Origin of the sequence: Vibrio sp. 2-Bac 85, from assembly GCF_037546705.1 — a bacterium.
GTDB lineage: Bacteria > Pseudomonadota > Gammaproteobacteria > Enterobacterales > Psychromonadaceae > Psychromonas.
On sequence record NZ_JALAAB010000013.1, the window covers coordinates 34,454 to 49,011 of the forward strand.

General features: G+C 35.8%; 11 protein-coding genes and 1 pseudogene. 7 read left to right on the top strand and 5 right to left on the bottom strand.

Features of this window, described 5'->3' with window-relative positions:
* Positions 1–83: 83 nt before the first annotated feature.
* Complete coding sequence (locus MT390_RS13650) at positions 84–974, bottom strand: LysR family transcriptional regulator (protein ID WP_299667567.1); 891 nt, start codon at positions 972–974, stop codon at positions 84–86.
* A gap of 253 nt (positions 975–1,227) precedes the next feature.
* On the opposite strand from MT390_RS13650, the gene glaH reads away from it, so the two are divergent.
* Entirely contained in the window at positions 1,228–2,190 is a 963-nt protein-coding gene (gene glaH, locus MT390_RS13655; protein ID WP_499441666.1) for a glutarate dioxygenase GlaH, read from the top strand.
* 89 nt (positions 2,191–2,279) lie between these two features.
* Positions 2,280–3,506, top strand: a complete 1,227-nt coding sequence (gene lhgO, locus MT390_RS13660; protein WP_499441667.1) for an L-2-hydroxyglutarate oxidase — start codon at positions 2,280–2,282, stop codon at positions 3,504–3,506.
* 101 nt (positions 3,507–3,607) lie between these two features.
* Here lhgO and MT390_RS13665 read toward each other — a convergent pair whose 3' ends face one another.
* A complete protein-coding gene (locus MT390_RS13665; RefSeq protein ID WP_499441669.1) occupies positions 3,608–4,537 on the bottom strand; it encodes a LysR family transcriptional regulator in 930 nt (309 codons plus the stop codon).
* Between the two features lie 180 nt (positions 4,538–4,717).
* On the opposite strand from MT390_RS13665, the gene MT390_RS13670 reads away from it, so the two are divergent.
* Positions 4,718–6,169 (top strand): NAD-dependent succinate-semialdehyde dehydrogenase, encoded by a 1,452-nt coding sequence (locus MT390_RS13670; protein ID WP_499441670.1) that lies wholly within the window; start codon positions 4,718–4,720, stop codon positions 6,167–6,169.
* Between the two features lie 329 nt (positions 6,170–6,498).
* Positions 6,499–6,999 carry a GNAT family N-acetyltransferase gene (locus tag MT390_RS13675; RefSeq protein WP_299667552.1) on the top strand — a complete coding sequence of 167 codons (501 nt, stop codon included), beginning with the start codon at positions 6,499–6,501 and terminating at the stop codon, positions 6,997–6,999.
* A 138-nt stretch (positions 7,000–7,137) separates the two neighbouring features.
* Here the strand turns inward: MT390_RS13675 and MT390_RS13680 are convergent, their stop codons facing one another.
* Positions 7,138–7,296, bottom strand: coding sequence for a hypothetical protein (locus MT390_RS13680; protein ID WP_499441764.1), 159 nt, complete (start codon positions 7,294–7,296; stop codon positions 7,138–7,140).
* A 453-nt stretch (positions 7,297–7,749) separates the two neighbouring features.
* On the opposite strand from MT390_RS13680, the gene MT390_RS13685 reads away from it, so the two are divergent.
* The 3 genes from MT390_RS13685 (at position 7,750) to MT390_RS13695 (ending at position 11,594) form a co-directional block, all read left to right on the top strand.
* The gene (locus MT390_RS13685; RefSeq protein ID WP_499441672.1) at positions 7,750–8,427 is read left to right on the top strand and encodes a hypothetical protein; all 678 of its coding nucleotides are present in this window, start codon (positions 7,750–7,752) and stop codon (positions 8,425–8,427) included.
* Positions 8,428–9,192: 765 nt separating this feature from the next.
* Complete coding sequence (locus MT390_RS13690; protein ID WP_499441674.1) at positions 9,193–10,131, top strand: aromatic alcohol reductase; 939 nt, start codon at positions 9,193–9,195, stop codon at positions 10,129–10,131.
* A gap of 86 nt (positions 10,132–10,217) precedes the next feature.
* Positions 10,218–11,594 (top strand): Na+/H+ antiporter NhaC family protein, encoded by a 1,377-nt coding sequence (locus tag MT390_RS13695; protein ID WP_499441675.1) that lies wholly within the window; start codon positions 10,218–10,220, stop codon positions 11,592–11,594.
* A gap of 880 nt (positions 11,595–12,474) precedes the next feature.
* Here the strand turns inward: MT390_RS13695 and MT390_RS13700 are convergent.
* Positions 12,475–12,631 (bottom strand): annotated as a pseudogene (locus MT390_RS13700) (IS6 family transposase); the annotation flags it as partial.
* Positions 12,632–12,878: 247 nt separating this feature from the next.
* The gene (locus tag MT390_RS13705) at positions 12,879–14,249 is read right to left on the bottom strand and encodes a hypothetical protein (RefSeq protein ID WP_499441677.1); all 1,371 of its coding nucleotides are present in this window, start codon (positions 14,247–14,249) and stop codon (positions 12,879–12,881) included.
* Positions 14,250–14,558: the final 309 nt, after the last annotated feature.

A 14,558-nucleotide genomic window follows, 5' to 3' on the forward strand; every position in this document is an offset into this window, starting at 1 on the left:
AAATTGTGTATTGCATAACATCAGACTAAGCTGTGATTCGATCAAAAAAAATCATCAAGAATAAAAATAAAGGTTTAGAATTATCAAACATTAGGCTTCTCGGCCTTCATCTCATGCTGCAAAAATGTAACCAGCGCTTGAGATGATTGAGATAGATAGTGGCTTGCTTTCCAGCCGATCCCCAAATGTAATGGAATACTCGGATTAAAAGGTATAGTTATTAGCTCGCTATCTTCGGCTAAAATAATAGGTAGACAAGTCGAGATACCGATTTTTTTACGTACTAGCGATTTTAATAGTTCAATTAAGTTAGTTTCAAAGCGAATGTCAGGTGTGATTCGATGCTGCTGACAATAATTACTAACTGCTTCACGTAAAAAGTAACCTTCACGAAATAAAACCAAAGGTTGGTTACAAAACTGTTCGAGAGTAATACTTTTATAGTCAGAAAATTCATGATCTAGCGGTACACAAGCAACAATTTGCTCTTTAGCCAATGTAATACAACGGATGTTTTCATTTTTTCTGTCGACACGAATCATCGCAAGATCTAACTCACCATCAAGCAGCATCTTGGCTAACGTCGCCGTACCTGCTTCATGAATGTTAATTTGTATTCCAGGGTGACGTTGTTTAAATAGTGCTAAGGTTTCTGGTAAATAATAAGAGCCAATCATCGCGGAAACACCAAAATTAATAGTGCCAAACTCAAGTCCTTTAAGTTCTTGTAGTTGTATTTTTGCTTGTTCGACATTAGCTAAAATTTTATCTGCATGTGTTAATAGTATTTGCCCATCACTGGTAATACTCATTTTACGCTCAGCTCTATTAATTAACTTAAGTTCTAACTGTTTCTCTAACTTTTGAATGCTCATACTCAGAGCAGATTGTGCTATTCCTAACTTCTCTGCCGCTTTAGTAAAATTTCCTGTTTCAGCAAGCACCGTAAAATAATACAGTTTTTTAAAATCCATAATTCAAGGTCCCTATCTGTTTTAATTCTAAAGTGCTATCGCTAATAAGTTCGCAACTCTATCTCACCACTATCCACATATAAATTATGTAGCCATAAAATCAATCATCAATAAAAGTGATTAAAACTATATCAATCATATATTATCAATATGCAATTTAAATTGTTAAGGTTTTGTTAACTCATGTTAACTGTCTCACATCGAGTAGAGACACTTTATTCATTAACACTATAATTTAGGAAGGATATCGATTATGAACACTGCATTAACGACTACGGAAAGCATCACTTATTATCAAGGTTTCCAAGTTAGACCGCATACTGAGAATCCTCGCTTACAAGTAGTAACAATTGAAAAAGCAACGTTAACAAAGTTCATCGAAGAGACTGCTGAATGGGGATTACAAGCAATCGAGTACAAACCTTTTTTACGCTATGCTGCAGCAGATATACTTGATCGTGTTTGTAATCATGAATTGGGCACATTACTCAACGAAATCATGCAAGACCGAGCAAAAGCAGCTTTTTTATTAGAAGCGGATGATTCGGCACAAGCTGACTTTGTTGACAGCGATGAACAACGTGATTTTTTTGTTATCTTATCTACAGCGATTTCTCATCTGATTGGTCTGCCTAATTTTGATGCAATGTATGGCAAGTATTACGCTCGATTTACAGTTGAAAATGATGACAACAGCGATAGTTACTTGCGTCAGGCTCATCGCCGAATGGAACTACATAATGATGGAACCTATGTTGATGAACGTACTGATTTTGTATTAATGATGAAAATGAGCGAAAAAAATATGGAGATGGGTGACTCTTTGCTTCTTCATATCGATGATTGGGAAGATCTAGAGCATTTTTACAACCACCCTCTCGCTAAACAAGATATTGTTTGGGCAACACCACCAAGTAAAAACATCCATTCTCAAGTTGAACATCCAGTTTTCTTTGAAGAAGATAAAAATGGTAAGCCTCACATGTTATTTATCGACCAGTTTGCTTGCCCTCAACGGATGCAGGAAGGTTTATATTTATACAAAATGGGGGAGTCTTTAGAAAGTGATACTAACTGTTTTAACGTTCGCGTAAAAACAGGCGCAATGTTGGTTATACAAAACCACTGTTGGTTACATGGACGTGACAAATTTATTTCTCATCCTGGTTTAAAACGTGAATTACTTCGACAACGTGGTCACTTTACAAATAAATAACAGAGTAACCAACTAGCGACTATAACCTCAATGAAATTACTTGATATAAACGTTGAGGTTAATACAAACTCAGAAACAGGAAATAAACAATGAATCCAATATATGATTATGTCATCATCGGTGGTGGTATTGTTGGTGTATCAACAGCATGGCAGCTGCAACAAAGATATCCAGAAAAATCAATTTTATTAGTGGAAAAAGAATCTCAATTATCGCGTCATCAAACTGGACATAATAGTGGTGTCATTCATGCTGGAGTGTACTATCAACCTGGTAGTATGAAAGCAAAATTCTGTAAAGCAGGCGTAAAAGCAACTACTGAGTTTTGCACAAAACACAATATTCCAGTGGAAAATTGTGGCAAGTTATTAGTCGCCACTGATGAAATTGAACTACAACGTATGCAAGCACTTTATCAACGCTGTTTAGACAATGAAATCCCTGTCACATTATTAAACCAAGCTGAATTGAAACTAAAAGAACCAAATATCCAAGGTATTGGGGGTATTTTCGTAGATTCAACCAGTATAGTAAATTATACCTTGGTAACAGAAAAAATGGCTGAAGAATTTGTGCAACTTGGTGGTACAGTTATGCTAGACACTAAGTTGATTAATTTAGTAGAGTCTATTGATGGCATCACTTTAACCTGTGAAAATAAATCAGGAAATATTAACATTAGCAGTCGTTTTCTTGTTTCTTGCTCTGGATTAATGGCTGATCGAATTACGCGCATGTTAAATATTGATGTCGATTTTCGAATTATTCCTTATCGTGGTGAATACTATCAACTACCTAAAAAGCATAATAAAATTGTCAATCACCTAATTTATCCAATTCCAGATCCTGAACTTCCATTTCTTGGCGTCCATTTAACGCGAATGATAGATGGCTCAGTCACAGTAGGTCCGAATGCAGTACAAGGTTGGAAGCGTGAAGGTTACGGAAAAATTAATCTTGATTTGCGTGATATTCTAGACATGCTGAGTTTCTCAGGTTTTTGGAAAGTCACTAAAAACAACTTAAAATCAGGATTGATTGAAACTAAAAATTCATGGTGGAAACCAGGCTATTTGAAATTAGTCAATAAATACTGCAACCAAATAGAACTTGCTGATTTGCAACCTTATCCAGCGGGGATAAGAGCTCAAGCAGTATTAAAGGACGGTAGCTTAGTGCATGATTTTCTCTTTGCAGAAAGCCCTCGCAGCTTACATGTTTGTAATGCTCCTTCACCAGCAGCAACATCGGCAATTCCAATTGGCAACTATATATGCGAAAAGATAATGAAAAAACAAGGGGAGGAGGTAATTTAAGAGTTACTTCATAAAGCTTACTTAGGATAGAATAATAAGTATTTTTATGAATTAAAAACCATCAGCATAAGTATAAGTCCCCCAGTTGATGGTTTTACTATTTAAATATCACGGTTGTAAAAATCACTTAATGTTTTAATGAACAACGATCGAATACGGTTTACGGTACTAGTTTTTTTAGTAATCGCCATAATTTTAGAACGATAAAAACGTTGATCCTTTACCAAACATTTCAATTTCCCTGCATCGACATAAGACTGCGCGTAGCTTTCAGGTAAAAATCCAATATAACGCCCAGAAAGTAATAAGGCTAAGCGAGAATCGTAGTTATACGCTGTTGCTTTAACATTCATGTTTAAGAGGTGTCCATTAACATTTTCCTGAGACTTCATGCCAGCATAAACTACCGGGAAAGCGTTGATAATATCGTCACTAATCTCATCATCAAACATGCTAAATAGAGAGCACTCATTACTGCAATATAAATAGCAATTATCAGTAAAAATAGCCTGGTACTCCAAACCATCAAGGCTACGATGATAAGGAATAAAACCTATATCAGCTTCTTCGCTTAACACTTGACGTTCAATTTCAGCCATTTTAGCAACTTCCGAAGTCAAATAAACATCACTTGCCACTTCGGAAAAGTGTCGGAAAACAGTGGGGATATCAGCTCGTTGATCCAAACTTATCGTATCACTAAACAGGATTGTCAAAGAGCCAGATAAATTATCATCTAGGCCATTAATAATGTTTCGAAAGTGCTCCAACCCAGCCAATAGTATAACTGTTGCATCATAAACCACTTGGCCTTCTTCTGAGAGTGAAAAACCACCACGACCGCGGCGACATAGAGTCAAATGTAGGCGAGATTCTAAATTTGAAATATGAATACTTATCGTTGAGCGACTAATATTTAGTTCGGTTTCAGCAGCAGAAAAACCACCACAATCAGCAACTGTTTTAAATATCTTTAGCTGCTTAATCTCATAATCACCAACCTGCCCAACAGGAAAAGATATTTTTGTCATTGTTGCATACCCATAAAACTTCAGATTTAAACGTGCGTATATATTTAATGGATCAAATATTACTATGATGTACCAGTGTATATGAGTTTGTTACGTTATTCTTTGAAGCGAGTAATACTTTCAGTAGAGGTGACGCACATTCAAATTTTTAATAGCTAGTTAGTCTAATAGGTGAAATAAATGAAGAAGTTACAATTAGTTCAATCTCTTGCATATATCAATGGGAAGTGGATCAGCGCACAAAGTGGCGCAACGATGAATGTCGAAAATCCAGCTACTGGGGAAGTCATAACATCGGTACCCGATATGACAATTGAAGATGCTGAAATGGCTGTACTTGCTGCTGATAATGCTTTGATTGAGTGGCGTAAAACCACTGGAAAGCAACGTTCTATATTGCTTAAAGCATGGTTTAATTTAATAGTCGAACATGCAGATGACCTAGCTAAATTACTCACATCTGAACAGGGAAAACCATATAAAGAAGCATATGGAGAGGTAATATATGGTGCATCTTTCGTTGAATGGTTTGCTGAAGAAGCCAAGCGAACTTACGGTGATAATATTCCAGCACCGATGCCTGGCAATCGTTACATGACAATCAAACAACCAGTTGGTGTCGTGACAGCGATTACGCCGTGGAATTTTCCTGTTGCAATGATCACTCGTAAAGTAGCCCCTGCACTTGCGGCGGGCTGTACTGTGATAGTAAAACCTGGTGAAGATACACCTTTGTGCGCATTAGCAATGGCAAAACTCGCAGAGCAAGCCGGTATTCCAAAAGGTGTAATTAACATAGTTACAACAAAGCAACCAGCTATAGTCGGCGAAGTACTTTGCACTCATCCATTGGTACGAAAAGTATCTTTCACTGGTTCAACTGCAATAGGTAAACACATACTGGCGCAAGCGTCTCAAACAGTAAAAAAAGTTTCTATGGAGTTGGGAGGTAATGCTCCATTTATTGTTTTTGATGATGCTGACATTGATAAAGCTGTGCAAGGCGCGCTTATCTCTAAGTATCGTAATGCAGGCCAAACCTGTGTGTGTACAAATCGTTTGTATCTGCATGATGCAATTTATGATCAGTTTATGGATAAATTTACAAAAGCAGTTAGTGAATTACGATTAGGTTGTGGGTTGATAGATGGAACAGAAGTAGGTCCACTGATCAATAAAAAGGCTATCGATAAAGTTTCTAGTATCGTTGAGCATGCCTTAACACAAGGCACAGAGTTACATTTAGGAGGTCATGTAGCAAGCTTTGGTGAACTTTATTATCAACCGACCATTCTAACGAATATTAGTGAAAAAATGGATATAGCTCACCAAGAATTATTCGGCCCGGTCGCAACGGTTTTTCGTTTCAACGATGAGGAAGATGTTATTAAGCGGGCCAATGATACTCCTTATGGTTTAGCCGCATACTTCTACAGCAGTGACAATAGTAGAATATGGCGAGTAGGTGAAGCATTAGAATACGGTATTATTGGTATTAATGAAGGTATTATTTCAACTGAAGTCGCACCTTTTGGTGGAATTAAAGAATCAGGAAATGGCCGTGAAGGTTCAAAATATGGTATTGAAGATTACTTAGAAATTAAATACTTGTGCCTAGGTATCGATGTTTAAAAATGTCTATTTTTCAAATAAAGCATTAGCAATATTGCTAATGCTTTATTTGATTAAAGTTTAATATTAATAGTTACAGGTATCACCATTTACATATTAAGACACTGATTATCTTATAAAAAAATCACATGACACTACCCTTTTAGGTAATAATTATTTCTCATTAGTTATTTATTACTGAAATAAAGATGTTATGAAATGAATGAGTTTTATTTCTGCCCATCTTGATTTCACTTAACGAACCATTGAAAAAAAGAAATGAAGACTATCGATACGAAAGATTAACCAACCATTCCCCTTTGATTCAGGAATTTACAGTAGGTTTAACAATGACAAAAATTTCTACAAAAATACCCAAGTTCCACCTCCGAATTGGTAAGCCCTCGGATGCCGAGTTGGTAGTCGACTTTATGCAAAAATTAGGCAGTTATCAAAAAATGACAGATGCAATAACAGCTACACCGGAACGAATAGAGCGCCTCCTCACCTCTAAGCAAGGTGAGGTTGTCTTTGGGATTTATGATGGGCAAACGGTTGGTTTCGCATATTTTCATGAGAAAAGTTCTGCTTTTACTGGACGCTCAGGATTATTTATCGATGCCCTCTTAATTGATGATGCTAAAAGAGGAAAAGGCCTGGGTAAGGTTATAATGCAGTTTTTGTCAAAAACTGCAATCGAGCGAGGCTGTGAGATGCTTGAATGGGGCTGTCTCGACTGGAACACTTCTGCGATAGCATTTTACCAAGAGATGGGAGCCTATTGTGTTGACACAATGCGTATATATCGATTATCGCCTGATGATTTAAATACAACAGCTAAAATATTTTAAAAATATTTCCCGATAGCTATACCGATAATTTATTAAGAACAAAATCTACTAATATTTTTATACGTAAATAAGTATTAGTAGGTTTTTAATATACCTTAATTTAACGATTACTTTTCAATAGCTTCAAAACTGGAATTATTAATAGCTCAATCTCAGTACTATAACCCCTATGAAAGCGGTAGCTAATCCTAAAAACTCTTGGCAAGTAAAAGATTCTTTTAAAATAATGCGAGAGTACAACAGGATGATTAAGATATTCATTCCAGAAATAGCTGATACTAATCCTGTGTTGCCAATTGCAAAAGCGGATATTATTGCAACCATGCCAGCGACATTAGTCAATCCAACATGAGGGTCACCCATTCCTTTGCAATTCGAAAATCAAAAATTCATAATAACACTTGTTATGAATGCCGAATAAATTTATACATTACACAACCAATATTTAATAACTAAATAGTTGATATAACTCCCCCCTTTTTTCATTAATTCATTAATAACGTTGGAATTATAATTAATACACTCTTTGCTTCGATAATATTAAATTAATAGTTCTACCGTAGAAATAAAAATTTAATGCCACAATAGTGTTGACAATATTTACACTTTTAAATTACCAACATATAAAATAAAAATAAACCATTTAAAAACAAAAAGTTAGAATATGGCATTATTAATGCTTTAGAACATGGTATTTTTAATGCTATTGAATTATTTTTTTATATATAAATAACAAATGAGAAGTCTATTATGAGAAAAATTTTTATCTTAACTTTATTATTTTTTGTACCTCTAGCTAATGCAACAATCATCAATAATGGTACATATACAACAATCAATGGTCTAGATTGGTTAGATTGGTCTTTAACTCGAGGCATGACTCAACAAGAAGCACTCACTAAATATGATAAACTAGGGTATGGTAATGCCTTCCGTACTGCGACTCATGAAGAAGCTATCGATATGTTAGATACGCTTTATATAGACACATTTGATAATGGACCAATACCATGGAATGGAGAAACTGCAATATTAACATCATTCCATAATTACGACTTTTTATTTAAAGTACACGATTTATTAGGCAGGACTACTGGACCAGGTCAAAGCATTGATCGTTCTTATGCTTTCATTGATGGATTAGGCGTTTACGGTGTGAGAGAAGGTAACGACATAGACTCTGTGATATTTGGAGGTGATGATGGGATAATTACAGATTTAGCTGGTGGTCCATATTTTTATTTTGGTGATATGAGCGTTTCAAACTATAGCTTTGTAAATGCTGGTGTTGTTCTTGTAAGAGTACCCGCTCCTTCAGCCCCCTTATTGCTTTTAATAATGTTGATAGGTTTAATTAATTTCAAAAAAATGTCTAAACAGTTTCAAACTCTTAGTACAGACTCAACTATTCGCTGCAAATATTTTTAAAAAAATTTACTGATAAACATAAAAAATTAGTTATTTTTATGTTTATCATTTGGAGTTCATATATATTTTTAAACTTACTCTAAAATTTAAAAGACTGTCACTGATTATCTTTTTATGCTAACCAACACCAAAGTTACCTTCTAATGAAAAAAAATGAAGGTCAGGTCTTTCATTTTGCATTTCATAGTTATTGGTTTTTATTAGCCGAAATAATGTAAGTTACTAATGAATATATAACGCGAATAAACGATGTGCAATACATTGAGAAATATCTAAACATCACTCCCTTCTAGGTAAATAGCCTTTCTTTCATTACCACGCTATGTGACATGATAAAGCGCACCTGAAAATTCTAAACGTAAAGGACGACTCATAAAAGCCTCCCTATTAATTAAGAGTGAATAATCCACAACTAGCTCAAATAATCAAAAAATGCAAAATGAAAGACCTCACCCCATTCTTTTCCTTTAAAAATAACAATAATTGATTCTAGATTGACATATGAACTTCAAAAATAATGAACTCTTTAATATATTATACAGAGGTTGTAACACAAATATTTAGTTGGTTGACTAAAGGGATTGATATGTAGATCTCGCAAATAAAAAAGCTTATATTCCCATGTACCTCAGTAATGATGACTTACAATTAAGTAAGTCGTCATTACCTTAGTTCGATATTGACCATTTTTATGCCCGTCTTAACCGTGCGGCCTTTTCTTCCCTGAGTATACTTATCAGATAAATAAACAGCAGGAGAAAAACAATGTATACCTTCACAAAACAATCAGTTGCGATTATTGGCGCCACAGGTCAAATAGGTACGCCTTTAACAAAAAACCTATTAGCGCTAGGGCATAACGTTATTCTTCTTCACCGCTCTCTGTCCAGTAAAAACAGCGAAAAACTCTCTGCATATAAAGCACAAGGTGCACAATTAATCGAAGTACCAGATATGCTTAATCTTGATCAGATGACGGTAGCGTTAAAAGATGTGGAAACATTGATCAGCGCGGTGCCAGGATCTAAAGAAATAATCACCAAAGCCGAGGCTCTATGGTTAGAAGCAGCACTTAAAGCGGGTGTAAAACGCTTTGTACCAACCGAGTTTGGTTGTCACACTCGTAACCTTGATGAGGGCGACGGTATCCTTTTCGACTATAAAAAAGCATTGCATAAAAAGATCATGGAATCGGGCATTGGTTGGACATTTTTCTATAATGGCGGGATCTTTGATTACTTCCTACCAAACCTGCGTTTTTTCCGCAAAATAACCACTTTTGGTGATATGGAGTTACCTATCTATACCCATGATATCGAAGATATAGGTTATATAGCGGCGTTAGCATTAACGGATGTTCGCACCCTTAATCAATGTGTGCAAATGGATCTCAACGTACTCACTCAAACTAAGATGATTAAACTGTTGAAAGCAAATTTTCCGGATAATGAATTTGAGTATGAACATTTCTCTTCTGAGTTTATCACTGAGGCTAGAAATACAGCAGGTGATGAAATTACCGCTAAGAAAGGTGCGGAAACCGATCGCGAACGTTGGGGGATTAATTATGTAATCTATGTTATTGGTAAACTTGCTTCTTTTACCGATGAGACATTACGAATAAGTCAGCTCTACCCTGATTATCAAGTTTCACGTACACCTGAGCAAGCGATAGCTGATCCTGAGTTTATATTTGATAATTAACAATGTATGTTCCCAAAGCCCAGTGGCTAGCAGTTTTAATGCCGGCCATAATGCTAGTCATAATTACTTAATGTGAGAACACGGCAATGGATACTTGGCTAACCTTACTTCCTCCCCTTTTAGCGATTACTTTAGCAATTACTACTCGACAAGCCTATTTGTCAATATTTGCAGGGATATTAGCAGGGTCGATTTTACTTAACGACTCATTTTTAGGAGGAGTAACTCAAAGTTTTGATGTTATCGCAGACACATTCAGCTCGACTAGTGCAGTAAAAAGTCTGATATTTATTACTATGATTGGTGCTGTAATCAATGTATTACAACAATCAGGTGCTGTTCATAAGATGATATATCATCTGACAGTTCAACGTAATTTAGTCAAATCAAATCGCGGTGCCCAGCTTATTACCTTCTTGATGGGCTCTCTAATGTGCTTAGAAGGCATTGGCTCGATGATGATGGTTGGATTAGTCGGTCGCCCTCTTTTTGCTCAGCATAATATCTCAAAAGCAAAATTGGCCTATGTTGCCAATAGTACCGGTGCACCACTTGCTTGGCTATTACCTATCAGCGGCGCAGGTGTATTTCTTTCTAGCCTGTTAGCTCATCAAGTTGAAAGCGGGGTATTAACGGGCAAGCCGATGGATTATATTTTTGGTGCTATCGGCTATCAGTTTTACACCCTTTTAGTATTAGCATCGGTGCCACTTCTTGCACTCTGGAATCACGACTTTAAATCAACGCGCAGCTCTATTGAACAAGAGCCAGCACTTGAAAACCAACGAATCCAAACACCTATTGTCAGCGCTCCCATTGTTATATTAATGTTGCCTTTGATCCTTCTGTTGGGGTCCATTATTACGATCACGTTAGTCACCGGCAATGGGAACCTATTAAAAGGCGATGTCGGTAATGCTATCTATTGGAGTGGCTATATTTCTTTACTTGGATCTGCTTTAGCTTATCGATTCTTTGACATCGCCTTTTCCCAGTATATGAACTGGGTGTTAGAAGGCTTTAAACAGATTCTACCCGCTGTACTTATTCTGTTACTCGCTTTTACGCTCAGTAATATTATTGGTCAGCTTGGTAGTGGTAGCTATCTAGCAGGATTGGTTTCGGGACAGTTTCCTCCATGGATAGTGCCGACTATGGTATTTATTATCGGCATGTTGATTTCCTTTTCAACGGGTAGTTCTGGTGCCACCGTCAGTATTTTAATACCTATTGGAGTTTCAATGGCAATTAATATGGGAATACCTATCCCAATAATGATTGGAGCAATTATTTCTGGGGCTGTATTTGGTGATCAAAATTCGCCTATTTCAGACTCAGTTATTGTTGCGTCCTCGGCGGCGGGTTGTGAACCAGTACTGCATTTTCGAACACAACTTCCATTCACATTACTGTTTGCTGGCTTATCTATTATCGGGTACTTAATTGTAGGCTCAAACATATAAAACTTGTTTCCTCGCTTCCATTCTCTAAACTCGCAAAACGTAGCCTCATGAGTCTAGATTGGAATGCGAATTCCTAGAGATGGGCTTAATCCCCCTCTATCATAATAAAAAAAACAAACTGAATTTGAAGTCTTAGAGCGTGAATATCTCTATCAACGTAATTTTGGCAGTCCTCATCCTGACCACCCTACCGCTTTGATTTTTCAGTCTTATTTATATCGAAGCGGACGAAGAGTAGCGTATGGTTGATTTTGAAGAATATTCATTTTCATCTGGTTCATATATTTTTATCTAACGTGAACAAGTCCTTAATTTTGCATTATTTAGTAATCAGGATCTGCTCTAGGCTTTATGTCCCTCTGCCAGCTAGGAAGCTAACTCCCAAACATCCTATTAGCGAGTTATAACAATCAATTATCTGTTACACAAAGTATCAATACACAAGACCTAAAACCAGCTGAACCCATTCTTTACTGTGTTATAGCAAACAATTAATCAGTTAAAATACTATTAACTGATATGGAAGAGAAATATCCCGAATGTCTTATACTGCAGCCATTCCCCACTTAGTACTAACTCTTTTTTTGCCACAGAGAACTTGCTAGTTTATCTGTCACAAACTTGAGTGGTATTACCCCTTCACCTTTCAATAGCGTTTGAAAAAATGCATTGCAACGCTTTTATCTTTACGCTTTTGGGTTAAGATATTCATCTCATTATCATCTTGCTCAACTGTTCGCTAAAGATAATGGAATACGCAATTTATTTTGATAAATACCACATCCAGATACCAAGTACCAAGTATCAAGTATCAAGTATCAACGAGTTAGCCACGGTTCTTTTTGATCTGATTACAGTAGACATTGCGATATTTTTTACACCATTGCCGGATCGTTTCATAACCAACAACGATACCTCGCTGCTAGCAACTCTTCAATATCACGAAAGCAAAGTGTAAATCGATGATAAAGCCAGACGGCATGGCTGATGATTTGGGCAGGGTAACGATAACCTACATAGATATTAGGATTGTTCATTTGAAGATTATCGTATAATGGCTGAGGCAGTTATTAACTTGACAGTTCTCTAATGACAGTCCCCTAATAGATGCATCTAAGAATGAGCTTATACCAATGGGAGTTAGAAACGGTTCTGGAAGTTTTTGATTATATTTAAAATGCAGTTATAGAGAATCACAGACCTAGCTTAGTTAAGAGTACCTTTTAAAAAGTAGTTCATATAAATAAGCTCCCCGCGCACCCAGCGTGGGGAGTTTAACACTAATTAATTAGCCAATGTATTCCAACGATTAAAGATTTGTTTTGCTAATGTTTGATTCGTAGACATCAAACCATAAGAAGAAGGTTTATATCCAGGTTCAGCCTTTTCTGCAAATAAAGTTATATCACCTTCAGCTACATACTTTAAGATTGTTATTGAATCATCCGGATCATTAGCATCAAAATAAAGTGTTAAATACAAACCATCAACCTCCCAAGTGATATTCTCTTCTGGACCTTGATCATGCATTATCGCAGTACCATCCTCTGCAAAAGTTATATCTATAATGGCAGGTTTAGGCGTGTCCGAATCAGAATCATCGAAGATATAATAGAATGTATTCTCGATAAAATAATCTTTAGACCAAACTATGTCTCTATCATCCACATCTGAATCTACATAAGTAATTAAATCACTATCTGAACTGGTGACGACTAAAGCTAAGCTATCACCTACGTAAATAAACTCATCTGAAACAATTTCATCGTCAATCGAAAGGTTAATTATATTACCTTCTGTAGTAAATTCAGCGTCGATTTTCTCATGAGAATCAATATTATATATTGAAATATTTGTACCTGAAGTAAAGCCTACTCCAAAATTCTCTGATTCATTTCTAATTTCATTTAAATTATATAAATGGAATAGGTTTGAGTCAGGATCATCTTCAACATATAGGTTGTTTGCAATGAAAGTATTTAATATAGGATTACTGATACTATGTGTAACGACGTTATTACTATCGATACTAAAATGAGCATTAGATAAGTCCGTAATTTCATTATCATCAATATACGCTTTTACATCACTTGCATGTGTTAATAATGTTGCAGGTTCATTCTCGTCTTTACTTTCATTTAATTTTGACGCTAGGACTCTTGCAATTGCATGTACTGTTTCTTTTTCTTCACTGGTTGATGCAACATAATCTCCATTAATAACATCGACATTTAACCCCAGCTCTGCAGCAATATCTGCTATTGATTTATCAGGATCAAGTGCATCTAATGTTGTGTAAGGAGTGATAACGTTATGAGTACTAACCTTAATATCGGCCAGCATTTGATATGTCGTATCAACAAAACCGACACTGTCTGCGTCTAATGTTTTACCAGCAATGATTGTTGCAACTAATTGCCCTGTAGTTCCCGCTGGAATGTCGATACTGCCATTTTCATCAGTTTCGCCAATTTTAGTACAAATATCAGCACCTTCGGCTATTACACAAACTTCTGCACCACTTAAATAACCATCAATAACTTTGAAGCTACTTGAATCAGTGTTATCTGAACCAGTACTTGTATTAGTACCATCTGAACCACCGCATGCTGTTAATAAACCAGCAATACTTAGAGCGAGTAATGTTTTTTTCATTAAGATTCCCTGCAATTTGAAAAGTAAAAAATATGTTAAATATTAATTTTCTTCGTAAATACCCGACATAAAAATGCCTATTATTGGGTATAAAATTAATATTTGATTTGCATATTAAACACTTAAAGCCAAATAACAATCACAAATAGTAATATTAATGATAAAAAAATATTAAAAGAGGTGCTGAATGTACAATTTAAAGATAAAGAGAAGAGATGGATTTACAATTTGTAACATAAAACGCTTACAAGCAAAAAGTAAAAGCTAAGTTAATCTGAACATCCATTATCTCGAATTGACTCATCAAAA